Genomic DNA, 24,146 nt, shown 5'->3' with positions numbered 1-24,146 from the left:
GTAATTTGGGGAGTTGTATCGAATTGGTGAAATAGCGAAATTAAAGAATATTTCGAAACGGACAATTGATTATTACACCCAAATAGGCTTACTAAACCCTATTCGGACGGATTCTAATTATCGATTGTACGGGGAAGAATGCATAAAGATTTTGAATATGATTGAGCATTATAAGAATCTAAATATGCCCCTTGAGGAAATAAAGTCTTCGATTGAATTGATTAAATCAGACAATTCCATTGATAAACAAAAAGTAGAAAAACATTTTGAACAGATTGCTAGTATAATGCAGCATCTGAAAGAAGAAATTAATGTAATGGAACCCATTCTTCAAAAGTTAAACGATCAACAAAAAGAAAAGTTTGTAAATAGATTATCGTCAGAAGGTCTTACATTGGCTCAATCATTATTATTACTATTTAGCTAGAATAGATTATTTAACTCGTAAAAAAACAGGAGGTGTAATCCTTACTTATTCATTAAGTAAGGAGACCATTGATAATTACTAATCTAATAATAATAGCAATTTTAATTGCTTTTACAGCATTTTTTGTAGCTTACGAATTTGCTATTGTTAAAATCCGCGGTACACGAATTGATCAACTCGTTAGCGAAGGGAACAAGAACGCGATCGCGGCGAAAAAGATTGTTGCAAACCTTGATGAATATTTATCTGCGTGTCAATTAGGTATTACAGTTACAGCGTTAGGGCTTGGGTGGTTAGGTGAACCTACGGTGGAACATATTCTTCATCCGCTTTTGAGTTACTTTAAAATGCCTGAATCCATTTCAAGTATTACTTCATTTATACTTGCCTTTGCATCAGTAACATTTATTCATGTGGTTGTAGGGGAACTAGCACCTAAAACTTTTGCCATTCAAAAGGCAGAAACGGTCACTTTGATCTTTGCAAGACCGATGATGCTCTTTTATAAAATTATGTATCCCTTTATTAAAGCTCTAAATGGTTCTGCTCGTTTAATCGTTGGTATTTTCGGATTGAAACCTGCATCAGAACATGAAGTCGCTCACTCAGAAGAAGAACTTCAGTTAATCATCTCTGAAAGTTATAAAAGTGGGGAGATTAATCAATCAGAATATAAATATGTAAACAATATTTTTGAATTTGACAATCGAAATGCCAATGAAATTATGGTACCTCGTACTGAAATTATTGCATTTGATATTTCTCAATCCTTAAATGAATGTCTTCAAATTGTTACGACAGAAAATTATACAAGGTACCCTGTTATTGATGGTGAAAAAGATAACATCGTTGGTATGGTAAATATGAAGGAAGTTTTTACCGAATATATCAAGGGCAAAAATGTTGAAACATCGATTCAAGAATATATTCGTCCTGTCATCCAAGTGATCGAATCGATCCCAATCCATGATTTACTGGTAAAAATGCAAAAAGAACGTGTTCATATGGCCATTCTAATGGATGAATATGGTGGTACTGCAGGGTTAGTCACTGTCGAAGACATCCTTGAAGAAATTGTTGGCGAGATTCGTGATGAATTTGATGCTGACGAAGTACCAGAGATTAATAAGATTAGTGAAAACAAAACCATTGTTGATGGTAAAGTCCTTATTGATGAAATCAATGACTTATTCGGGCTAGATCTCGAAAATTCAGACATGGATACAATCGGTGGATGGATTTTATCAGAAAAAATGGATGTCGTCGAAGGCGATAAAGTTAGATATGACGACTATGAATTTAAAGTGCTTGAAATCGATGGTTACCATATTAAGTTGCTAGAAATTTTAAAAGTAGCCAATAAAGAATCAATAGCCTAACCCAATCCCTCTTGTTGAGACAAGAGGGATTTTTTGTATTTTCGACAACATAGATGCAATAAAAAAAACTGCTACAAAGAGGATATATCCACATCCCCTTTGTAGCAGTTTCTTTTATTTTATCGGTATATCTACCTATGTTTCGCAAAAATCTTTACAAAGTATTTACGAACTTAATAAATATTCAAAATCTTTTACAAACTCTTCACCTGTTCTCAACAGCAACTTCAAGATATGTACCTATACTTTACGTATGGGTTAGCAAGTCTCATTATTAAAAAATCTTTTGGGGTGAAAAATTTGTGAGTACTGAAAAAAGCTTTACTATCTACCAAGATTATCCTAGGGTACCGTCATCCAATCTCAGATTATCAAAGAATGTAGAACATTATCTCTATCTAAAAAGAGCTTATGATATTTTCCTTGCAGCCATTGGATTGATTATTGCACTGCCAATTGTTCTTTTATTTACGATCCTCATCGTCATTGAAACACCAGGTTCTCCCTTTTATGTTCAGGAGAGGATTGGCAAGAATGGAAAACGATTTAAGATGATGAAATTACGATCAATGAGAATGGATGCAGAAAAAGAGGGTGCAAAGTGGGCAGAAAAAAATGACCCCCGAATCACAAGAGTGGGTGCTGTAATCAGAAAGACTCGTATTGACGAGCTTCCTCAATTGGTCTCTGTATTAATAGGGGACATGTCAATTGTAGGTCCAAGACCTGAAAGACCATACTTTACAGAGAAATTTAATAAAGAGATAAAAGGATTCGAAAATCGGGTGCTTGTTAAACCAGGCCTTACGGGTCTTGCGCAGGTCAGTGGAGGGTATGATATTTCTCCAAGAGAAAAACTGATATACGACCTGGCATACATACAAAATCTATCATTTTTACTTGAAGTGAAAATTATCTTAAAGACCTTTAAAGTAATTTTCACAGGAGAGGGAGCACGTTAATAAAGGCGGGAAGCATATGTCAGTCATCAGAAGTCAGCTGCATAAAGGAGTCAAGTGGACAGGAATTTCTACACTTATTATAACTGCCATCCAAATTATTCAGTTTGCATTACTTGGCAAAGTAATGAGTATATCGGAATTTGGTCTAGTTGGAATGATTACCACGATTGTTGTGTTCGCTCAGATCTTGCTTGATCTTGGAATTGGTTCAGCCGTAATTCAAAAACAAGAGGTTTCAACACGCGTTTTGTCATCTTTGTTTTGGCTAAATGTGGTGGTAGGAATCGGGTTATTTGTAATCTTATTCCTCTTTAGTCCCTTGATTGCAATGTACTTTCAACGAAGCGAATTAATAGAACTGATTCGACTATTGGCTGTGATGTTTTTAATCGCTCCTGTCGGGCAGCAATGCCAGTATTTGCTGCAAAAAGATTTACGTTTTAATTTGCTAGGGGCAATTGAAGCGGGTACAACATTGATCTCTTTCCTTACAATGATCATTCTCATCTTTACAATTAGTCCCATTTATGCCTTTGTCATTTCACAAGTTGTGTTGAATTCACTAAAAGGGCTTCTTTATTTGATCTGTTATCAAAAGAAATGGCGTCCTTCATTCGTATTCGATTTGTCGGAATGTAAGGAATACATGGCGTTTGGGGCATTCCAACTGGCCTCACGATTAGTCAATCGAATTGGTTCCAACCTTGATGTGATCTTAATCGGGCGATTTATGGGTGCTGAGGCACTTGGTATTTATAATCTTGCCTATCAAATCGTGACCATTCCGGTCTTAAAGATCAATCCAATTATTACAAGAGTTGCTTTTCCAGTTTTTTCGAAAAGTCACCAAAATCATGTTTTATTAACAGACGGATTCTTGCACATGACAAAGCTATTAAGTTTAGTGTCTTTCCCCATCTTGATGGGTCTTACGGCAGTATCAAATGTTTTTATCATAACTATTTTTGGACAGAAATGGCTGGACGCTGTTCCTGTTTTGCAAATCATGGCCTTAGTTGGCATTCTTAGGGTTTTAATGAACCCAAATGGCTCAGTTATTTTAGCAAAAGGAAAAGCGAATATTGCTTTTTATTGGGATGCCGCCGTTCTCGTTGTCTATGGTGCCTCTTTATGGCTGGCTGTTATGACGAATAAATTGGAAGTTGTAGCCTGGACATATGCAGGCGTAAGCCTTGTGAATTTCCTGGTTGGGAGATGGTTATTAAACTGGTTAATTCAGTTGCGTTTTCGGCAATATCTGAAATCTATTTCTGTTCCATTCCTATTATCTTTATTGATAACAGCCATCGCTTTTTGTCTGAAAAAGGTATCTGTTTTTTATTTTCCACAATCGAGCATTTGGCCGCTTATTTTTTCAGTCGGTATAAGTGGTGTTGTCTATATTTTGCTTTTGTATAAGATTTATCCCAATTTTTTCTTGAGAGTCGTAAAAAAACAAATAAGAGGGCAAACACAATGAAGATTTTATGGATTACAAGTGTATATCCTAGTGAGGAAAAACCTGGTCTTGGTGTTTTTCATGAGACTCAAGTTCAAGCATTAATCAAGTTAGGCGTAGAGGTTACCGTGATTTGTCCTGTGCCGCGCAATCCCACTTTGATCAGGTATGTAAAAAGGCAATACCGTACTAATAATGGGGTTCCATTTAAGTATTTCCGTAATGGAGTGACGGTCTACCGACCGCCCTATTTAGCCCTACCAGGCCAACTAAGATGGGCCCAGCCGGATAAACGGATTGCTGCTTCCATATTAAAAACAATGCTGGAATACGAGATAGAGCCCGATTTAATTCACGCGCATTTTGCTATGCCATCTGGAGGGGCAGCGAGAATTGTGGCAGAACAAAAAAAACTGCCGTGGATTTTAACGTTACATGGCAGTGATGTAAATATTTATCCCCATTATAGCTCAGGTGCAAAAAAAGCTTTCGAACAGACTGTAAAGGCAGCAAATCAGGTATTGGCCGTGGGTGAGAGCCTTAAGGTGAGGGCAAAAGAGTTAACAGGCAGACAGAGTATTGTCCTCCCCATAGGCGTTGACCTATCACAATTTCAACCTGCTGATGAATCCAAATGGCAAATTAGAAGACGCCTTCAACTTCCTAAGGAAAAGAAAATTGTTGTGTTTATAGGAAGGCTTACAAAAGCGAAAGGAGTATTTGAACTCGCTCATTCACTTAAATGGCTTTCAAATGATGTAGCGATGGTGTTTGTTGGAGATGGACCAGCAAAAGAAAAATTAAGGCAGCATTCCGATTACAATCGAAGACTGTTTTTAACGGGGCAAGTAGAAAATGAAAGAGTAAAAGATTATTTGCTTGCTAGTGATGTGTTTGCTCTACCGTCTTATACCGAAGGGATGCCAACCGTTGTCATCGAAGCACTTGCCCTGAAGGTGCCTGTGATTTGTACGGCAGTGGGAAGCGTGCCGGAGTTATTTGGCGAGCATCATCCACTTCTAATCGAAAGTAAGTCGGTATCAAGCCTGGTAAATCGAATAAACGATATTTTAAATCGAAATCTTTTTACCTCACAGGTTCAGCATGAACTGTATAAAAATATTCAAAAAAACTATCATGCTGATCACAATGCTGTTTTGTTAAAAGCTGTCTATCAACGGACGATTGAATCCATTTATACAACGATTTAGTCGTTACTGCAAGTAATAAAGAACTGGAAGGATTGATAAGGATGAAAAAAATTGCTGTTTTAGGAACTGGGTATGTTGGTCTTGTTACAGGTACATGTTTTGCTGATTCAGGAAACCAGGTGACTTGCTGTGATATTAATCAATTGAAAATAAATGAACTCATTCAGGGGATTATTCCAATTTACGAGCCGGGATTAGAAGAATTAGTCGAAAAAAATGTTCGGAAAGGAACTCTGAAATTTAGCGCTAATATTAGTCAAGAGATCCAGGATGCTGAGGTGATTTTTATTGCAGTTGGGACACCGATGACATCATCAGGAAAAGCTGACTTAACCTATGTAAAACAGGTGGCTAAATCAATTGGTGAAAATTTAAATGGGTATAAAGTCATTGTCACAAAAAGTACGGTTCCCGTCGGCACTGGAAGGTTAATAGCATCTGAAATTAGAGAGTATACCAATGGAAAACATCCTTTTGATGTTGTCTCAAATCCTGAATTTTTAAGAGAAGGAACGGCTATCAAAGATACGATGAACATGGAGCGCGCAGTCATTGGCGCCACAAGTGAAAAAGCTTTTCAAATAATTGCGGATATTCATCAGCCTTTTACCGCAAATATTGTGAAAGCCTCTTTGGAAACAGCGGAAATCATTAAATATGCTGCCAATGCATTTTTAGCAACAAAGATTTCATTTATTAATGATATTGCCAACATATGTGAACGCGTTGGTGCCGACGTTACAAAAGTGTCTGCAGGGATTGGATTAGATAGCCGGATTGGCAATAAATTTTTACAAGCGGGTGTAGGATTCGGTGGATCTTGTTTTCCAAAGGATACCGCTGCTCTCCTGCACATTGCCGAAGATTGTCAATACGATTTTAAATTAATTAAGGCAGTCATTGAAACAAACGAAGGACAAAGGGTGCAGCTGGTGAAAAAATTGTCCCATGCATTAGGTTCTTTAAAAGGGAAGACGATTAGCGTTCTAGGCTTAGCATTTAAACCAGATACCGATGATATTCGGTCTTCACCAGCATTAGATATTATTCCATATTTAACAAAGCATGGTGCAATCGTTAAGGCATATGATCCTATCGCGATTGTCGAAGCAAAAAAACAAATCGGTTATGAGTGCACCTATTCAGAGGATATCTATGAGACTATTCATAATTCAGATGCCTGTATGATCTTAACAGACTGGCAGGACGTAAAAACATTAGATTTATCATTAGTGAAGAAATTAATGAAACAGCCTCTGATGGTTGATGGACGGAATCTCTTTGACTTAGAGGTGATGAAAGAACTTGGATTTACGTATCTTTCGGTTGGAAGGCCCGCCATACATGCAGAATCAGTCGTCTCAAAGACAATATAGGAGGTTATTCGGATGAATAAAGTAATCGTTACAGGAGGAGCAGGATTTATTGGCTCCCATATAGTTGAGGAATTGCTTCTACGTGATTTCAATGTCACGGTTATTGATAATTTTTCAACTGGTCGACAAGAGAACATCGAACACTTGCCTATTGAAATCTATAATCACGACATTACCGATCCAAGTGTAATTGACTTAATTGTTTCGCTTTGCCCAGATTATATTATTCACCAGGCAGCACAAGTAAGTGTGGCTGAGTCTGTAAAGGACTTCCTAATGGATGAAAAAATAAATATTAGGGGATCTCTACACATGATAAATGCGGCCATTAAAGCAAAGGTGAAACGATTTGTATTTGCTTCATCTGCAGCTGTTTACGGGAATCCTGTCACATTGCCTGTGACTATCGAACACCTAACAAATCCGGAATCTCCCTACGGACTGACAAAGTTATCGGTTGAAAATTATTTAAAGATGTCAAGTAAACTATACCAACTACCCTATAGTATTCTGCGCTACAGCAATGTATATGGACCAAGGCAGGATGCAAAGGGTGAAGGGGGAGTCGTAGCTATTTTCTCGAGTCAACTGACTGAAAATAGCACCCCTGTTATATATGGCGATGGTGAGCAAACAAGAGATTTTATTTATGTAAAAGATGTAGCGGCTGCTAATGTTAAGGCTCTTCATGCAAATGAAAATATAAGTGTCCATGTGTCATCGGGATCATTTATTTCCATTAATGAGCTGTTCGAAACGATGAAAAAAGCAGCTGGTTCAGATTTGAGTCCAATTTATAAACAAGATCGTCCAGGCGATATTCGGCATAGTATTCTCGCCAATGAAGAAACAAAAACATTACTAAGTTGGGAGCCCTCTACCAACCTATTCGAAGGGTTGCAGGAGACTCTCCAGTTCGCAATGAAAAAGCAGTTGCTCTCACTAAATGGTTAGTTTGAAAAGGCTCTTTTCGTTAACTTTGTTGCTTTTGGCTATTAATAAGGGTCCTTTGCTAAGTTTCTAGGCAATTTTCGCAATGTTCTTACGAAAAGATGCCACGAAGCATGTAGTTAAACGGGTTGATACACTTATACGAAAAACAACAATCAATACGAAAATAGCCTTTGATAAAGGAGAAGGAAGTTTGATGCAAAGTAATCCACTGGTAAAGCAAGCAACAGGTGTGTCAGCTTTTCTCTTAGTAGGATTGGCCGTTGTTTATTCACTTGTTGAAATGCAGTTTGAAATGATGATTTTTCTTGGGGTATGGGCAATTATCATTTTAATCTTACTTATAAAAATAAACGTTATCAATAAACCCCAATTATCTAGCGTGATGTATTTATTAGTCATGACAACATTTCTGAATCAATCTGTTTTAAGCATTCATGTTGGCTTTTTTAGTATATTTTTGTATCGCTTGTTATTGATCGTTGCAGCTATGTTCTTTTTCTCTCATGTAATGAAAGAAAAGAATCTTCCTTATTATTGGAATCAAGTAAATGTAAAAGGTGTTCTCTTGTTTCTACTGTTTTGGTTTGCCTATGGGGCGGTATCACTGCTATGGGCAAAATCGGTTTTCGAGGGAATTAAGTCGTTAATTCTATTGGGCATGGGATTATTGTTTGTCTTTTTAGCCGTCTTTATCTTTAGAAAGATGAATCATTTGTTCCTGTTTTATGGTATTTGGCTGGTTATGACAGTCTTGTTAATGGTGATTGGATTAGTAAATCATTTTGCTCAGATTCAGCTGCCGACATCAACTTTGTATGGGGCTCCACTTTATAAGCTGTCATTTCCAACATCTGTTTTCTTTAATCAAAATGATTTTGCGACGTTTCTTACTATATCATTCTTTTTTTATCTATCTTTAACCAAAAATAGTAATCAACTATTTTTAAAAACAACTAGCTTTTTTCTTGCGATTATTTGTGTGTATCTCATTTATTTGACGGATTCACGGGCAAGTTTGCTTGGAGTCATGATCGGTTTAGCCGTTTATCTGTATATCCTTCTACCGGCTTATTTAAAGAGAATGGCAGCTATAATCGGGTCATTGGTTTTTCTAGTGGGTACGATTGCCATTATCCCAAAATTAATCCAATTGGTTAACGCTTCTACTGTTTATTCTGGGTATGAAATTCTTCCATCTAATGTAGCAAGATTAAATCTACTGAAGAATACCGTTCACTTCTTGATCGAAACATTTGGATTTGGGGTGGGGGCAGGCAATGTACCTTACTATTTAAAAAACGAGTCAGTCTATGCAACAAACCATGTGGTTGAAGTCCATAATTGGCTCGCTGAAATAATGGGCAATTTTGGAGTCTTCATAATGCTCGGTTACGTCACCATGTATGTCTATCTGTTCATAAGTCTCTACAGATTTTATAAAGTCCAACGAAACAGGAACCAAAAAGGGTTACTTGAAGCGTGTATGATGGGGTTGATCGGATTCATTGTTTCTAGTATCAGTCCGAGTTCTGTCAGTAATCTATTTTTTCATTGGGTATTTCTAGGATTTGTTATTTGTACGGTTTCTGTGTTTTCGAACAAACAATATCAACAACATGAAGAAAATTCCTACTAAGGAGCAAGGTTTAAATGGGACATAAGATTCAAATTTTAAAAGAAAGATTGAACAAATACTTCCTACTATTATTAGCAACAACGATATTGCTGGGTGTAATTGGATGGGTTCTTCCAGTTGGAAAAGCAAAATCAAATTATACCTTAGATGCAGTCCTTACCTTAGGAAACTATGATTATCCAGAGCTAAATGATCCTAAACGTGTCATTAATATGCTCACGAACCCGAACACCCTGATTTACCAAGAGCATTTGAAGGATTTATGGGAAGAAAGGTTTGAGGAAATTTATACGAATTTACATGTAACTGCAGGACCTGACAACTTGATAACACTTTCGTATTCAGATCATTCAGAGGAAAGTACGGCTAAAGTGCTAAACGAGATAACAACTGCTTTTCTGGACATCGACAAAAAAAAATTCCAAGAAAAACAAAAATTCATTCAAAAATCTATTGAAGCAACAAAGGGTGAAAAAGTAGCATCCGAGGCCAAAGTTGAGCAGTTGCGCTTCTTATTTGAACTTAATACAGCTCTAAATGATATAAAACCAGCCACATTATTAAAACCTGCTGACATAAACACCTTCGATACTGAAAACAGAGCCTTCAATTCAAAGGAAAGAGCAGTACTAGGGATTTTATTGGGGGTAACATTAAGCTTTTTATGGATTGTGTTCCCAGTCATTATCCGAGAATAGTCATTTTAATAGGAGGGTTTTTCATGAGTCTACAGCAGCCATTGATCTCAATTATAACGCCTTCATATAATGCCAGTTTGTTTATCGAGGATACAATCGCTTCTGTTCTTAAGCAAACCATTCAGAACTGGGAGATGATTATTGTCGATGATTGTTCGTCTGACAATACACCTGCTATATTAAAGCGTTATGAAAAAGAAGACGAAAGAATACATGTGATCTATTTAAATCAGAATGGTGGGGCTGCAGTTGCCCGGAATATAGCATTGCAGCATGCAAAGGGCAGATATGTGGCATTTCTTGATAGTGATGATTGCTGGAAACCAGAAAAATTACAAAAACAGCTTTCTTTCATGCAAACTAACAACTACGCTTTTACATTTACAGGATATGAGATGATAACACATGAGGGAGAGCGTTTGAATAAGCAGATATTTGCCCCCGCGCAAATTTCGTACCATGATATGTTAAAGAATACGATTATTGGATGCTTAACAGTCATGATTGATCGACAGATCGTAGGTCATTTTCAGATGCCTGACATACGAACGCGGCAGGATTTAGCCACTTGGCTGGCCATTTTAAAAAAGGGGATCCATGCATACGGATTAAATGAAAATTTGGCCGAATACCGGATTGGGAATCCCTCTATTTCAAGTAACAAATGGAAAGCTGCAAAAATGAATTGGTTTGTGTATCGCAAGTTAGAAAAACTGAACATCTTAAAGGCTTGTTGGTGTTTTTCACATTATGCCTTTCATGCTGTATTAAAAAGAATATAAAAAGGGATGAAACAAATGAAGAGTATACATGTCATTGTGGCAACAGGGGAGTGGGCACAGGACCAGTTACGGTACCGAAGACATCGGCTTGCTGAATTCCTACAAAATCATCCTGAAACAAAAGAGGTTATTTGGCTTTGCCCGACACCAGAACAAAAAGAAAAGTCCTACTCTATAATGTCAAATGGAATAAAACAATGGACGATCAAAGATTTATTTTCACATAAAGTGTTTCGGTTTGGGCGCTATATTGATGAATTTCATCGAACTAAGCTGCAGCCTTTATTACTATATTTAAAAGAAGCACAGGAAAAGTATATCGTTAATTTATGGTATACCTTCCCTGGATTTCCATTACTTATCGACATCTTTTCTTGGAATAAAATCGTTTATGATTGCAGTGATTTATGGACTTCTCCTATCAATGGGAAAAACTCTATTGTAGCCAACTTTAGAAAGAACATCGTATCAAGCGCAGAAAATCGGATCATTCAAAATTCAGATGTCATTTTTTGTACATCTGAATTTCTTCGTACGAGAATAGTAGAAAAATTAGGATCAGAAGAAAAGGTGTTTACCTTCGAAAATGGGGTGGAATTTGATTTGTTTGCAAAAAATCCAACACAAATCGCGAATATTCTTCCTGATCATTTTGACGGAACCGTTTTAGGATTTATCGGCGGAATTAAACCCAAGCTGGATTTTGATTTAATCCAGGAAGCAGCACAAAAAAAACGAGAGTGGCTTTTTCTATTTGTAGGTCCAGATGGAACAAATGATCATCCAAAATTTAAAGACTTATTGTCAGAGAGTAATGTCTTATGGACTGGAAGTGTCGTACCTACAGAAGTGCCAAAATATATGAACTTAATCGATATTGGAATCATGCCTTACAAATCATCTCAATATAATCAAGCTGTATTTCCCTTAAAGTTGTTTGAATTTTTGGCAGCGGGGAAGTCGGTAGTTGGCATGCATTTACCATCAACTAAAAAATATGCAGAGGAATCTATATACGCACATTTAGATAACAATGATACAAATGAATTTATCCGGGTATGCGAACAATTAGAAGGCATCAAAACTCATCCCAACTATATCCGCAGGCGCAAGACACTTGCTAAAACCAAAAATTGGAACGAAGTATTTGAGGATATGTTTCTATTAGTTTAGATTTGAAAAACCCAAGCTTGATCCATTGTTGGAGACCCCAAAGGGGTTTCTTTTTTTTTATATAAATAAGTCAGTTGGAAGTGCAGATTTTGTAAATGGCACAGATGTGGAATTGAAGGTGAAGGAAATGAAATGATTGGTTAAAATTTGTGGTTAAAAAGATGGAAATTGAATGTACAATTCACTCAATGTTTATTGGATCTTGATTTGAAAAATGAGTAATAAAAAATTCTAATAAAGGCAACAGAAATATAAAGTATGAACAGAAAATTAAGAAAATTATTCATGCAACTACCTCCCTATCAGATAATTTACTAATATAAAAACCAGTAAATAGGATTGCTATAGTTACATTTTATCCAGTTAATACTAAGAAATAGTTGATTCGGTGTTAACCTTTTGTAAAGATATTGAAGCTATATTTTAAAGATATTAGACTACCTGTGATTTAATTATTATTAAATTTATTTTTAACTATTTTATAAATAATACCTGATTAATAAAAAGATTAGATATTATTGAGAATTTTAGTCTTGGCTAAAAAATGACCGAAGTCCGTAAACTAATATTTTTTTTCAGCTTGTAAATACTATGAAAAAAATGAAGGAGTCCTGTGTAAATATGGAACATAGCCCAAAACTTGTCTCTTCAGAGGTTGCTGCATTGTGGGGTGCCTATATGCAAAATACGATGGCCTATTGCATTGTTCAACATTTTTCAAAAGTTAATGAAGACCCGGATCAAATGGATATTATCCAAACTGCTTTACATGATTGTCAATTTGTTGTAAACGAAGTCAAACAAATCTTTGAAAAAGAAAACCATGCCATTCCAATCGGTTTCACACAAGAAGATGTGAATTTAAAAGCAGGTCGAATTTATTCAGATCTGTTTAGTCTTAGATATATTAAATACATGGCAGCAGCAGGAACGGCTGCAGCGGCAGCCTTACTCGAAGTTTTGGCTAGGCAAGATGTCAGACAGTTATTTTCAAAAACTTCTCAACGGTTTATGCAATTATATAATAATTCCTGCGACTTACTTTTAAAGAAGGGGGCATTTATTCGGTCTCCGACTATTCCTCCAATGGTAAAAGCCGAATACCTTCAGGATGAATCGTTTTTTTCCGGTTTAATGGGCAGACATCGGCCATTAACTGTGATTGAACTGGCTCATATTTCAAAGAATACAGAAACTAATTCGATTGGCAGAACATTTGTTGCTGGATTTTCCCAAACAGCTAATTCACCGGAAGTTAGAAAGTATATGGAGAGAGGAACGGAAATAGCTGCGAAGCATGAAACGGTTTTTAGAGATATTTTAATAAAAGATGGCGTGCCGCTTCCAAGTTCATGGGATTCAACTATTTCACAATCAATTGATCCACCTTTTTCAGATAAGTTAATGATGTTTCAAGTTAGCAGTCTAACTGCTATTAGTGTTGCTGGTTATGGGGCTGCCATAAGTGCTACCCTTAGAAAGGATCTTGATGGACATTACACCAGATTAGTATCTGAAATTCTCCAATATGGAAATGATGGTGCTAAGCTGATGATTGAAAACAGGTGGCTGGAACAACCACCTCAGAATGTGGACAGAGAAGCATTACGGAATAGAAATGTATAAAAAGTAATGATATTCTTTTTAGATAGAACAAAAGTAAGCCAAAATCCATATGTTAATAATATGTAGTAAGACTCAAAAAAAAGAAGACCGTGTCCCAATGACGCGGTCAAAAAACACTATAGTAAAAACTGAGTAATCCAACCTCGTCGGCCAACAGGGTGGATTATTCTTTTTTGTTTAGTTTTCTTTTTTCGATAGGAAATTGAATCGGAAGTATTTGGTTTTTCTAATGGAGGGGTGTAAAACGTTTCTTCCTCTTTGATTACTTCTCTCAACTGCTGAATATGCACAAATGGGATGTAAAGGAACGTGTTATTCCTGCAATCAAATATCACAACGATATCCAATCCAAAATCAACCAGAATCCCCTTGTGAAAATTTCCCCCTGAAATTTCAACTTCAATATATTTATCTCTTAAATCAATTAGATCAATATTCATTTTATTTCTCCTTTATCATTAGCGTTATCCTTGAAGTGTTCCACCAAAAAGCCAGGAAACCCAATAATATAGAATAACTAAGGTAAACAGGGTAGCTGGCGGGATAACCACTATGGTGATTTTGATATATTGCCACCAACTGATTATGACTTTCCCTTTCTTTACAATATGCATCCACATTAACGTTGCCAATGTTCCCATTGGAAGTAGTAATGAACCCATGTCACTGCCAATGACATTAGCGAGATACGAGATTTTCAATGAAAGCAAATCTAGATTCATATTTGTTAACGTGAGTGTTCCAACCATTAAAGCAGGGTGATTATTAAAAATATTTGAGAGTACGGATAACAATACACCCATCAACACACTTGCATTGAGCAGGCTTCCGGAAACCATCGGGCGCATAAATTGAATCAGCCATTCAGTTAGGCCGATGTTGTTAAGACCGTAAATAATCACATACATACTAAAAGCGAAAACGATGATATACCATGGTGTTTTTTTCAGCATATCGGTTGGGGGTATCTTTAAATATGCCCATCTCCATCCTAATAGGACAAGTGAGCCAATAACTGCCATAAGTGAGACAGGAATGGACAAAAACGAAGCAACAAATAGACTGACACGGACGGCAAATACGAATAGGAGGACATTTCGCATAAACCTTGTCCGTTCTTTCTCGGAAGAATGGTTTATAGGACTTGGCTTGAGCGGGTGATAGGAAGGGAGCGACAAACCCGATACCTTAGTAGGAACATTTTTCGGAAGTACTTTTTTGAAGCGAAGAAACAAGAGCCATGTCAGCAGTATTAAACCAAGCGTAGCCGGAACAAACATCATCGCCGTATGCAAATACAAACTCATATGGACGATTTTTAATGCAATAAGATTGACAATGTTACTTACTCCAATCGGAGCACTTGACGCAGTAGCAATTAAAGCACCAGACAGCAAATAGGGGATTTTTTGATAGTTTTTTAAGCCCATATTATTTAATAACATGACTAATATCGGAGTGGTGATTAATATACTACCGTCGTTATTGAAAAAGAGGGTCATGAGAAAACATAAAAGATTGACATACCAAAATAATCGGATGCCTGATCCTTTAGCTTTTTCGGCGAGCTTTTCAGCTACCCAGTTAAAGAACCCAAAACTTTCTAAGACGATAGCCATGACAATCGTTGCGATAATGGTAATCGCTGCACCGCTGATTGTTTCTGCAATTATACCCAAGTCTGAAAATGTAACACTTCCGCTTAGTAAAACAAAAACGGCACCAATCGTAGCTGGGATCGCTTCATTAATCCCCCTGGGTCTCCAAAGAATAAATCCTAGGGTAAGCAAAAAAGATACTATTGTTAACCAAACCATTGAATAATGTTTCTCCTTTCAGAAGCTTGTAATTCATGAAGAATCATGAGACGACGTTTCCTCCTCTTTTTGCATCCGCACTTGTCTCCCCCTTCCATCTATCTCTGTTGTGTTTTTGTACTGTATGTATATGTCTCACAACTAAGACAGGCTCTAGGTTTGTACCTGTTTTTCCAGAATTCCGCCAAAGACTATCATGTACATCCATGTTTTTAGGTTAGAGATAAAGCTAGACTCAACCATTGCGGGTTCGGAAGCACTGAACTGGATAAAGAAGCATTAGATACATTAAACGATCAACTTTCAGATGCCTTGAAAGAATTAGATAATAATATTAAATAAACTTGGAGCTGGCCGTAAAAAAGAGACTTTCATCTGAAAGTCTCTTTTTTTGAGTGAAGATTATCGTGTCATGTTTTATCCTAGAATGTTATTTTAATTTGGTTCTACATGGACATGGACATCATACACATTATGTTCTTTTATTAAAATATTCTCAACTCCTGTGGCGATATCATGAGCGCCCCGAACATCTAAACTGGAATTGACTAGAATGACAATGTCTACAACCACATTGTTTCCATAATTCCTCGCTTTAATATCCTTTACAGCCTTAACTCCGAAACAATTATGGATTGTTTCTTTATATAACTCTATTTGTTTTTCATCGAATCCATCAGTCAAATAATGAGAAGCATCCCTAAAAATCTCCCACCCTGTTTTACAGATCAGCAAACCCACAATTATAGCAGTTAAAGGATCTAACCAAGGTAGGCCGAACTGTGCACCAATAATACCAATAAAAGTCCCGATGCTGACCCATGCATCTGACAGATTATCCTTTGCGGCCGCCATAACAGATTGGCTTTTTGTATCATTTGCTAATTTTTTATTATAGCGATAAATACCATACATAACTAACGCACAAAATAGGCCAGTCCATGCTGAGACTAAATCAGGAGATTCATTTTTTTTATTAAAAATACTGGTAATCGCTTCGAACGTCACTTGGAGTCCAACAGCCAACATGATAAAAGAAGCCACCATTGAGGCCACTGTCTCAGCTTTCCAGTGCCCATAAGGATGATCATCATCAGCGGGCCGCTGGGATAATTTCAGACCAACCAGTACGGCTATTGAGGCAATTATATCTGTTGCATTGTTTAATCCATCTGCCTTTAAGGCTTCAGAATTCGCCATATAACCAACTATTAATTTTAATGCTGACAAGCAAATATAAGCAATAATACTGATTATTGCTCCTCGTTCTCCTCTTTTTAAATCCAAATAAGCTTGTTCCTCCAAAATTTTCACCCACTTTATCTCTATAGTTATTATGGAACAAAAATATCAAGTGGGTCTAGAGAAACCTTTTGTCATCCTTCTAACTATGTAAAAGAAGTGAAAAAAAGTTTTCTTAAGGAAACAAATGTAGGAACAGAGATGTAATATTTGGTTTTTATCCGACCTCAATTCATTAAAAAATTGATTTCTTGTCCAAAACATATTCTAGTTAATCAACTAATATCATGATTAATAAGGCAAATTATAGGAGGTTTCAAGTGCAAAAACAGCCTCAACTCCCTGGTCATGTAAATTTCGACCAGTTCAATCAGATGTTAGTCGCTCCTGAAACGTTTGCAGCAAGACCTGAATCGCTAACTGAACCGTTATTTGTAGATCGCACACTTACAGAAAACAGATTTTGGTTAAAAGGTATTTATATATCAAAAAAGTAAATGAGGTGGGGTAGTGGCTAAGGTAGGCAAAGAAGATTTTATTCAAGGTTTTGTGCCAAACCATAATCATGGTTCTGTTGATTATACTTCTGTAGAGGGCGGGCATGTTCATCAGTGCTTAGATGTTACTTCGCCTCCGATCCAGACACAGGATCAAAATCATATTCATTATACAGAGGGATATGTTGTTTTTGAGAATGGGCATACCCATCATTATCAGGCCTATTCGGGTCCAGCTATTCCAGTGGGGAATGGTATGCATGTCCATTATTATGATTTTTATACAACTGAAAACGACGGACATCGGCACCGAGTAAAAGGTGTCGACCAACCAGCACCTGGTAATAAATAGAGAACATGGGGAATGATTATAGAAAATAAGAGACTAACTACTAGTCTCTTATTTTTTTGTATCATCACTCAATCTGTATACCGGCATCAAAAACATAAGGCTGCTTCGGTGTTGCAATTTTTGAAATCTGCTTTATTTTGATAGAAGGGATGGTACCGCCATCATATTGAGTTTGCTCAATTGTACCTGTTACTTGCACCCATTTATCTTTTGGTATGGCTGCTACATTCCCTTTTGCCATAATTCCATAGACGGAGGCATCAGCAACACAACAAGAAATTCCAAATCGTGCTACTATGATTTGATTTTGCATGAAATTCTTTTCCCTATATACAAACCCTTTTATCGTGATCGTTTTTCCAATCATAGTTTGTAGATTATCTTGAATAATTGTCATCATTGGAACATAGGTCTTCTCCTTAATATTTATATTTTTTGTCTGTAACATGTCTTTTTTTAACTTAGTGTATTCCGTTTCAGATAAAGGCTCAGGTTGATTAGTGAGAATATCATTGCTTTTAGCTGTTTCATTTGTTTTATTGGGCTCTTTAACAGCCTTGCTTGGTTTTGTGTCTTGGGAACTCGCTCCAAGTTTAATGGTTCTGTTTATCGCCACCGAGCTATCCAAAATATTATTTGCGAAAAGAAAGCCCGTGGTTATCGGAATAATAAATAATAAATATAGAAATAAACTTTTCCCAATTGAAGTTGGATAGGAATGGTGACCATCACAATCACAATGATAAGGTTGTTTCTGAACGGATGTTCCTCTTATGATTAATAGGACACCTAAAGTAAATAATACAAATAAAGTAAAGTATATAAAGCGAATCATTTTCGGTGCGATCAGAAGAGTAATATTATTGGTTAGCAGTAATTTAAACAAAAGCAACATAAAGCCAATTAAGATGATTCCTCTGATAAGGTGGTGGAAGGTATTCATTTCATCTGATTTCTTCATCATGCATCTCCTATATAAAAAATAATTGAAAGATATAGACTGACAAATACACGACGACAGGAGTTACCATAAGTAAGAATAGGACAAACCGTTTCTTAAAATAACCAAATAACATTAAGGTGTTTTTTATATCAATCATGGGTCCAAAGACTAGAAATGCAAGGATTGATCCTTCCGTAAAGGTAGAACCGAATGAAGAAGCTACAAAGGCATCTGCAGAAGAACAAACAGAAAGGACATAGGCGAACCCCATCATAACCACTGGAGCAAAGCTAGTGCTTGTCCCAATGGATAAGAGAATATTGCGGTCTAAAAAAGCCTGAAATATACTTGCGAGGAAAGCTCCAATGAATAAATATTTTCCTGTATCAAATAATTCATCACTAGCATGATATAAGGTTTCTAAGAGTTTATTTCCTTTATGGTGTTGATGATGGTGGTGAACGTGCTGACCATCATTACCTGTTTTAAGAATATTTTCCCCTTTAAATCGTCTGTAAATGATGAGACCAATGATAATGGAACTAATAAATCCAACAACCATCCTGGCATTGGCAATATAGGGTGTACTCTTAAAAGCAAAAAAGGTGGACGCATAGACGACAGGGTTTAAGATAGGAGCACTTAGCATAAATACAACACCTACATGCGAGGGCATGCCTTTCTTTATTAACCGGCGAACCACCGGAATGATAGCACATTCGCATATGGGAAAGATGATCCCTAACAATGCAGCCGGTATGGCTGCTAGATAGGCATTACGAGGCAACATCTTTCGAATTGCATTTTCAGATACAAATGCTTGTATAATGGCTGATACAAATACTCCTAACAAAATAAAAGGAATAGCTTCTAAAATAATACTCAGGAAAATCGTATTGATATTAAAAAAAGTACTAGGAACTCTATTAAAAAAAGAGACGTCTTTAATTTCCTCTGCAAAAAGAAAGAGAACCATGAAAAAGCCAAATAATAGTAGACATAAGAGATCTTTTAGCAGCTTAATTAAATAGGTCATAACAAAATTCCTCCTCAACTCTATCATCTCTATCATATTGATATGCAGGTCTAGTGATTTAATTTCATTAAATTTGATATTGACATAAATAATAAATAGTTATATTATACAATTCGTAACGATTACGATTTATTGAACCTAATAAACTAATATTATATGGAATACTTATTCGTTTTAAATCGTAATAATTCCTAATTAGAGACAATTAAGGAGAGGAATGTAGATCATGAAAAGACTATTATGCCCGATAATTATTTTTCTTTTGATATTAAGTGGTTGTTCAAATGCTGAGCAGACAAAGGGTGAAAAAGTTAAAGAAGGAACAAAGAAATTACAAATTGTCACTACGTTTTATCCAATGTATTATTTTACCCAAAAAGTGGCTGGCAGTTCTGCAAATGTTGAGTTATTAATACCGAATGGTGCAGAACCACATGATTGGGAGCCAACGGCAAAAGATATGGCAAAAATTCAAGATGCAGATATGTTTATCTACAATAGTCGATACTTTGAGAGCTGGACCGAAAAAGTATTAAAGAGTATAAATGATGCAAATTTAACGGTTGTGGAAGCTTCAAAGGGGATTAATTTGATGGATGCATTAGAATCAGAAGAGGAACACCATGCTGATCATGCATCTTCAAAAGACCCACATGTCTGGCTTTCACCCGTGCTAGCTCAGCAGGAGGTCGACACAATTGCTAAGTCTATAGAAAAGCTAGATCCAAACAATAAAGATCAGTATGAAAAAAATGCAGAGAATTTTAAATCCCAACTTGCTGATTTAGATCACTTATACAAGGCGACAATTGATAAGGCGAAGAAAAAAGAATTTGTGACACAACATGCTGCGTTTGGATATTTAGCAAAACAATACGGGTTAACTCAAATTCCGATAGCAGGATTATCCCCCGATGTTGAACCAACCCTAGGTAAATTGAAAGAATTAACAGAAGTAACGAAGAAGAAACAGGTAAAGGTAATTTATTTTGAGGGACTTACTTCATCTAAAGTGGCGCAGACGTTAGCTAATGAAATAGGTGCTAAAACTGAGGTTTTAAATCCATTAGAAGGATTGACTAAAGAAGAGCAGGAAAAAGGTCTAGACTTTTTAGATGTAATGAAAAAAAATCTTGAGGCTTTAAAACTTTCTTTTCAAGATTAACCGAGGTTCAATCATGAAAGAACAAACCAGAATTCAAGTGTTGAATTCTGGTTTGTTCAAAAAAAGCCACCGATAAATCGGTGGCTTTTTAATATCCTCTAAAAACATACTCTTCTTTAGGAGCAGCAGTAGTTGACCAATTTTCTACTTTTAAATAAGGTATATTTGTTTTAAAAGGCTGGTAATAGATTGTTGATATTTTTCCTTTTACGGTGACCCATTCATCGTTTTTCAATTTCGTGCCATCCGGCATTTCAACAAGCATTCCGAAAACACCTGAATCAGCGATGCAATGAATCACACCAAATCGGAAGACAAAGAGTTGGTTTTTATTGATTGTTTCAGAATCATTGAAAACAAACCCTTTAAACTCGATTTCTTTTCCAAGAAAATCACCTGGGAAGTTGTAGATTGTTTCCATCCCTTTTAAATAATTCTTATCATTTAAAATGATCGTTTCTTTGTTTACGTACTTTTTCTTTTCCTTCTTCATTAATACATCATAATCATCTTTCCCATAATACACACTCGTATCTGGCCGTAAAAATTGCTGCTGCATAAAGGAGTCACCTTTTCCTTCATCGTAAATAGGAAAATGAAAACCTTTTGCTTTTACAATATTTGAATCAAGGGTTGCAATTGGAAAAAATAATCCTGAAATGATTGGAAAAGCGAAAATTGGATAAATTAACACCTTTTTATACCATTTATCCTCTTTGGCATGATTATGTCCACAATGATCATGGTCACAGCCAGCTTCTTTTGACTCGCCTTTGCTAAGCATAAAGATTTGGACAATCGTTAATACAAGTAACGCATAACCAGCGGTGGCAGAAAGATAAGAATATTTCATGTTGATATATTTATTAATATCTCCTGTCAGATGCATTTGAAAGATTAAATAAGTAAAACCAATTAATATTAAGCTTCTTATCATAGTTCCAACTCCTTAAAACAACAAAGAGTACACAAATACAACAGCAAAAACGGCAGAAACTATCATAAAAACTAGCCGCTTTTTAAATGTTGCAAGCATCATCATTAAATTTTTAATATCCACCATTGGCCCAAATACAAGAAACGCTAATAATGAACCGGTTGAAAATGTCGTTCTAAAAGATGAAGCAATAAATGCATCTGCTTCGGAGCAAAGAGAAAGAATAAAAGAGAGAGCCATCATCACGATGGATGATGATGCTTGTCCTTGACCAATCGAAACAAGAGTCGATGTCTTAATATATGTTTGAACGGCTGCTGCAATTAATGAACCGATAATTAAATATTTACCCATTGAGAAAAATTCTTCCACAGCATGTTCCAAGGTCTGCCAGATTTTTTTAAAAAACGGGGTAGATTTTCCATCAGAATGGTGAAGATGGAAATGTTCTTTAAAAGGGCTCCCTTTATATCTATAAGCAATCAAAATTCCAACGAAAATAGCTACAATGATTGCTCCAATTGCTCGGTATAATGGCATTTTCCAGTCACTGCCGAATGCTATAAACGTTGCAAATAAGACCACTGGATTGATGATCGGAGCTGTCAGCATAAACGCAATACCCGCAGATATCGGCACTCCTTTTGAAACAAGCCTGCTAACAATAGGTACAATCCCACACTCACATGAAGGAAATAAGATACCTAAGAAACTTGCAAAGATTACGGCTAGTACTTTATTTTTAGGCATGATTTTTGCAATCATTTCTTCAGTTACAAATATTTGAATGATCCCTGAAATAAGTACACCTAATGTCACGAATGGCAGAGCTTCAATTAAAATCGAAATGAAAATGGTATTCATCTGTAAAAAAGATTGCGGTAAGGATATACCAAACATAGTAGTCCTCCTATATTCAAGACTCATGGAAACTACTATACTCTCATCCTATTAGTTCGTCCAACGAAAAATCTGGAATAAATTAAATTTTTTTGGATAAAAAAAGACATCATTTATTACTACATTTATAAATACTGGTAGTCGTGTTAATAAGTGATTGCTGCTTTTTAAATTTCTTTCGATGAAACAGGTAGAAAAAGTTTAATCCCACGTTTATTGAACGGTAAGATTTTAATATCTCCAATTAAATGACTTATGTATCCAGCAAGGCAGGTGTAAAAAACGCCATCAATTCCTAGAGAGATTTCTAATTTAGAAGCAATAATTCCGAAGAAAATAACACCCAAAATGGAATGGGTATAACTTCGATGTGAAACGAGAGATGCGATTAAAATATAAATCCCAAGTAGTATTAACCAAATTTCTGCTAAGGAGAATCCGCCTGCTACTACACCGATTCCTGTGATTGTTAACATGTGCTTTTGCTTGATTAATAATGATGTAATCATCATCCCCGTTCCAATTCCTATTCCTATTCCAATCCATTTCTCATTAGATCCTCCCTCATAAATACTATAGAAGACCATCAGTATTCCTATCAATTGTGCAGCTATCCGAATCAACTTATGGGATAAGGTGATTTTGCCGCGAAGTTTCCCTTCTATGTCGAGATCGGGGACCAAGCCCGAAATCCCACCTAATCCAACTAGAAAGAGTGTCGTTGATGGGGAGGTATGGAAAGTGTTCGCAACTATAAAACCTGTTGCTGCTCCTATTGCTGCATGTGCCGTTCCGTTCACTTATATTTCACCTCTATAATTTATTTATGGTCCTTTAAAAAACACCATAACGTATTTAATATACTACAAAACATTTGTTCTGTTTAGAGGGAAGTTGAGAATGTTTTTAATCAAATAAAAACTATGATATTTCTATTCCGGTATCCAACACATATGTAGAGCATTTTAATAAAAGGAACAAACTTCTTGTTCAATTTAAATCAGACAAAAATGAATTGTGAACTATTTGTTCTGACTTTGTTTGGTCATACCGTATAACATCAAAATAGGTTAAAATAGAAACAAAAAGGAGGATTGTCATGGACTTATTTTCAAGAATAGTAGAAGATAAAATTAAAGAAGCGATAAAAAATGGGGAGTTTGATAATTTACCTGGAATGGGAAAACCATTGGATTTGAAAGATGATCTGCCAGGGATGAGCGCTGACATGAAAATGGGTTACCGAATGCTTAAGAATGCAGGGTTCATTTCAGATGAAGTCGATTTACGAAAAGAAATGATCACTTTAAATGATCTAATTTCTGTTGCAACCGATGACAAAGAGATCGAAAGGTTGCAAGAAAAATTAACGCGCAAACAGCTGCAATTTGAAAAAGTAATGGAACAAAGAAGAAAAAATACCAATGTCCGATTTGGTAGTTATGCAGAAAAAATATATGGAAAAATGAAATAAAAAGATGAGAGAAGGGTAGATAGCAAAAATAACTTCAATATCAAATAACAAATCAAATTCACTTCTAAAAACTTATCCCCCATTTGTGTAGGATAAATTT

Annotated in this window: 24 protein-coding genes; 16 read left to right on the top strand and 8 right to left on the bottom strand. The window is 36.0% G+C overall.

The features are described 5' to 3' along the window. Positions 1-13 precede the first annotated feature (13 nt). The 12 genes from KW850_RS14985 (at position 14) to KW850_RS14930 (ending at position 13,683) form a co-directional block, all read left to right on the top strand. Entirely contained in the window at positions 14-427 is a 414-nt protein-coding gene (locus tag KW850_RS14985) for a MerR family transcriptional regulator (RefSeq protein WP_218348381.1), read from the top strand. A 68-nt stretch (positions 428-495) separates the two neighbouring features. Then, on the top strand, positions 496-1,806 hold the full coding sequence (locus tag KW850_RS14980) for a hemolysin family protein (protein WP_218348380.1): 1,311 nt from the start codon (positions 496-498) through the stop codon (positions 1,804-1,806). A gap of 302 nt (positions 1,807-2,108) precedes the next feature. Continuing rightward, positions 2,109-2,768: a sugar transferase gene (locus tag KW850_RS14975; RefSeq protein ID WP_218348379.1), complete on the top strand. Its 660-nt coding sequence runs from the start codon at positions 2,109-2,111 to the stop codon at positions 2,766-2,768. 16 nt (positions 2,769-2,784) lie between these two features. Next, complete coding sequence (gene tuaB, locus KW850_RS14970; RefSeq protein WP_218348378.1) at positions 2,785-4,248, top strand: teichuronic acid biosynthesis protein TuaB; 1,464 nt, start codon at positions 2,785-2,787, stop codon at positions 4,246-4,248. Continuing rightward, positions 4,245-5,438: a teichuronic acid biosynthesis protein TuaC gene (tuaC, locus tag KW850_RS14965; RefSeq protein WP_218348377.1), complete on the top strand. Its 1,194-nt coding sequence runs from the start codon at positions 4,245-4,247 to the stop codon at positions 5,436-5,438. Before tuaB ends, tuaC begins: the two co-directional genes overlap by 4 nt. A gap of 41 nt (positions 5,439-5,479) precedes the next feature. Then, a complete protein-coding gene (tuaD, locus tag KW850_RS14960) occupies positions 5,480-6,814 on the top strand; it encodes a UDP-glucose 6-dehydrogenase TuaD (protein WP_218348376.1) in 1,335 nt (444 codons plus the stop codon). Positions 6,815-6,826: 12 nt separating this feature from the next. Beyond that, positions 6,827-7,768 (top strand): NAD-dependent epimerase/dehydratase family protein, encoded by a 942-nt coding sequence (locus KW850_RS14955; RefSeq protein WP_218348375.1) that lies wholly within the window; start codon positions 6,827-6,829, stop codon positions 7,766-7,768. A gap of 82 nt (positions 7,769-7,850) precedes the next feature. Beyond that, entirely contained in the window at positions 7,851-9,404 is a 1,554-nt protein-coding gene (tuaE, locus tag KW850_RS14950) for a teichuronic acid biosynthesis protein TuaE (protein WP_218348374.1), read from the top strand. A 14-nt stretch (positions 9,405-9,418) separates the two neighbouring features. Continuing rightward, the gene (locus tag KW850_RS14945; RefSeq protein ID WP_218348373.1) at positions 9,419-10,102 is read left to right on the top strand and encodes a hypothetical protein; all 684 of its coding nucleotides are present in this window, start codon (positions 9,419-9,421) and stop codon (positions 10,100-10,102) included. A gap of 23 nt (positions 10,103-10,125) precedes the next feature. Continuing rightward, on the top strand, positions 10,126-10,884 hold the full coding sequence (gene tuaG / locus KW850_RS14940) for a teichuronic acid biosynthesis protein TuaG (RefSeq protein WP_218348372.1): 759 nt from the start codon (positions 10,126-10,128) through the stop codon (positions 10,882-10,884). A 6-nt stretch (positions 10,885-10,890) separates the two neighbouring features. Beyond that, positions 10,891-12,057 (top strand): teichuronic acid biosynthesis protein TuaH, encoded by a 1,167-nt coding sequence (gene tuaH, locus KW850_RS14935; protein WP_218348371.1) that lies wholly within the window; start codon positions 10,891-10,893, stop codon positions 12,055-12,057. A 621-nt stretch (positions 12,058-12,678) separates the two neighbouring features. Next, positions 12,679-13,683, top strand: a complete 1,005-nt coding sequence (locus KW850_RS14930; RefSeq protein ID WP_218348370.1) for a DUF3231 family protein — start codon at positions 12,679-12,681, stop codon at positions 13,681-13,683. Positions 13,684-13,799: 116 nt separating this feature from the next. Here the strand turns inward: KW850_RS14930 and KW850_RS14925 are convergent, their stop codons facing one another. The 3 genes from KW850_RS14925 to KW850_RS14915 all read right to left on the bottom strand — a co-directional run bounded on the left by KW850_RS14925 (position 13,800) and on the right by KW850_RS14915 (position 16,805). Next, positions 13,800-14,123: a hypothetical protein gene (locus tag KW850_RS14925; RefSeq protein ID WP_218348369.1), complete on the bottom strand. Its 324-nt coding sequence runs from the start codon at positions 14,121-14,123 to the stop codon at positions 13,800-13,802. A gap of 24 nt (positions 14,124-14,147) precedes the next feature. Beyond that, positions 14,148-15,500 carry an arsenic transporter gene (locus tag KW850_RS14920; protein ID WP_218348368.1) on the bottom strand — a complete coding sequence of 451 codons (1,353 nt, stop codon included), beginning with the start codon at positions 15,498-15,500 and terminating at the stop codon, positions 14,148-14,150. A gap of 435 nt (positions 15,501-15,935) precedes the next feature. Further along, a complete protein-coding gene (locus tag KW850_RS14915; protein ID WP_218348440.1) occupies positions 15,936-16,805 on the bottom strand; it encodes a cation diffusion facilitator family transporter in 870 nt (289 codons plus the stop codon). Positions 16,806-17,062: 257 nt separating this feature from the next. Here KW850_RS14915 and KW850_RS14910 point away from each other — a divergent pair, with 257 nt between their 5' ends. Together KW850_RS14910 and KW850_RS14905 are read left to right on the top strand one after the other, a co-directional pair. Further along, positions 17,063-17,239, top strand: coding sequence for a hypothetical protein (locus tag KW850_RS14910; protein ID WP_218348444.1), 177 nt, complete (start codon positions 17,063-17,065; stop codon positions 17,237-17,239). 13 nt (positions 17,240-17,252) lie between these two features. After that, complete coding sequence (locus tag KW850_RS14905) at positions 17,253-17,591, top strand: YmaF family protein (RefSeq protein ID WP_218348367.1); 339 nt, start codon at positions 17,253-17,255, stop codon at positions 17,589-17,591. A gap of 64 nt (positions 17,592-17,655) precedes the next feature. On the opposite strand, the gene KW850_RS14900 is transcribed toward KW850_RS14905, so the two are convergent. Both KW850_RS14900 and KW850_RS14895 read right to left on the bottom strand, forming a co-directional pair. Then, positions 17,656-18,552: a TIGR03943 family putative permease subunit gene (locus KW850_RS14900; RefSeq protein ID WP_256358265.1), complete on the bottom strand. Its 897-nt coding sequence runs from the start codon at positions 18,550-18,552 to the stop codon at positions 17,656-17,658. Positions 18,553-18,562: 10 nt separating this feature from the next. After that, positions 18,563-19,570 carry a permease gene (locus KW850_RS14895; protein ID WP_218348365.1) on the bottom strand — a complete coding sequence of 336 codons (1,008 nt, stop codon included), beginning with the start codon at positions 19,568-19,570 and terminating at the stop codon, positions 18,563-18,565. Positions 19,571-19,796: 226 nt separating this feature from the next. Here KW850_RS14895 and KW850_RS14890 point away from each other — a divergent pair, with 226 nt between their 5' ends. Next, positions 19,797-20,735: a metal ABC transporter substrate-binding protein gene (locus KW850_RS14890; protein WP_218348364.1), complete on the top strand. Its 939-nt coding sequence runs from the start codon at positions 19,797-19,799 to the stop codon at positions 20,733-20,735. An 88-nt stretch (positions 20,736-20,823) separates the two neighbouring features. Here KW850_RS14890 and KW850_RS14885 read toward each other — a convergent pair whose 3' ends face one another. From KW850_RS14885 to KW850_RS14875, 3 genes are all read right to left on the bottom strand, one after another. Continuing rightward, entirely contained in the window at positions 20,824-21,672 is an 849-nt protein-coding gene (locus tag KW850_RS14885; RefSeq protein WP_218348363.1) for a TIGR03943 family putative permease subunit, read from the bottom strand. Positions 21,673-21,684: 12 nt separating this feature from the next. After that, positions 21,685-22,572, bottom strand: a complete 888-nt coding sequence (locus tag KW850_RS14880) for a permease (protein WP_218348362.1) — start codon at positions 22,570-22,572, stop codon at positions 21,685-21,687. A 167-nt stretch (positions 22,573-22,739) separates the two neighbouring features. Then, a complete protein-coding gene (locus tag KW850_RS14875; protein ID WP_218348361.1) occupies positions 22,740-23,372 on the bottom strand; it encodes a metal-dependent hydrolase in 633 nt (210 codons plus the stop codon). 299 nt (positions 23,373-23,671) lie between these two features. Here KW850_RS14875 and KW850_RS14870 point away from each other — a divergent pair, with 299 nt between their 5' ends. After that, entirely contained in the window at positions 23,672-24,046 is a 375-nt protein-coding gene (locus KW850_RS14870) for a DnaJ family domain-containing protein (RefSeq protein ID WP_218348360.1), read from the top strand. Positions 24,047-24,146 lie beyond the last annotated feature (100 nt).

The sequence above is a fragment of the Bacillus sp. sid0103 genome, from assembly GCF_019219025.1.
This window is presented reverse-complemented; position numbering and strand designations above follow the sequence as displayed.

Bases quoted from the DNA above. Each gene is read 5' to 3' on its own strand.
- tuaB (WP_218348378.1), top strand. From the start codon at position 2,785: ATGTCAGTCATCAGAAGTCAGCTGCATAAAGGAGTCAAGTGGACAGGA.
- tuaC (WP_218348377.1), top strand. From the start codon at position 4,245: ATGAAGATTTTATGGATTACAAGTGTATATCCTAGTGAGGAAAAACCT.
- tuaD (WP_218348376.1), top strand. From the start codon at position 5,480: ATGAAAAAAATTGCTGTTTTAGGAACTGGGTATGTTGGTCTTGTTACA.
- KW850_RS14955 (WP_218348375.1), top strand. From the start codon at position 6,827: ATGAATAAAGTAATCGTTACAGGAGGAGCAGGATTTATTGGCTCCCAT.
- tuaE (WP_218348374.1), top strand. From the start codon at position 7,851: ATGTTCTTACGAAAAGATGCCACGAAGCATGTAGTTAAACGGGTTGAT.
- KW850_RS14945 (WP_218348373.1), top strand. From the start codon at position 9,419: ATGGGACATAAGATTCAAATTTTAAAAGAAAGATTGAACAAATACTTC.
- tuaG (WP_218348372.1), top strand. From the start codon at position 10,126: ATGAGTCTACAGCAGCCATTGATCTCAATTATAACGCCTTCATATAAT.
- tuaH (WP_218348371.1), top strand. From the start codon at position 10,891: ATGAAACAAATGAAGAGTATACATGTCATTGTGGCAACAGGGGAGTGG.
- KW850_RS14930 (WP_218348370.1), top strand. From the start codon at position 12,679: ATGGAACATAGCCCAAAACTTGTCTCTTCAGAGGTTGCTGCATTGTGG.
- KW850_RS14925 (WP_218348369.1), bottom strand. From the start codon at position 14,123: ATGAATATTGATCTAATTGATTTAAGAGATAAATATATTGAAGTTGAA.
- KW850_RS14920 (WP_218348368.1), bottom strand. From the start codon at position 15,500: ATGGTTTGGTTAACAATAGTATCTTTTTTGCTTACCCTAGGATTTATT.
- KW850_RS14900 (WP_256358265.1), bottom strand. From the start codon at position 18,552: ATGAAGAAATCAGATGAAATGAATACCTTCCACCACCTTATCAGAGGA.
- KW850_RS14895 (WP_218348365.1), bottom strand. From the start codon at position 19,570: ATGACCTATTTAATTAAGCTGCTAAAAGATCTCTTATGTCTACTATTA.
- KW850_RS14890 (WP_218348364.1), top strand. From the start codon at position 19,797: ATGAAAAGACTATTATGCCCGATAATTATTTTTCTTTTGATATTAAGT.
- KW850_RS14885 (WP_218348363.1), bottom strand. From the start codon at position 21,672: ATGATAAGAAGCTTAATATTAATTGGTTTTACTTATTTAATCTTTCAA.
- KW850_RS14880 (WP_218348362.1), bottom strand. From the start codon at position 22,572: ATGTTTGGTATATCCTTACCGCAATCTTTTTTACAGATGAATACCATT.
- KW850_RS14870 (WP_218348360.1), top strand. From the start codon at position 23,672: ATGGACTTATTTTCAAGAATAGTAGAAGATAAAATTAAAGAAGCGATA.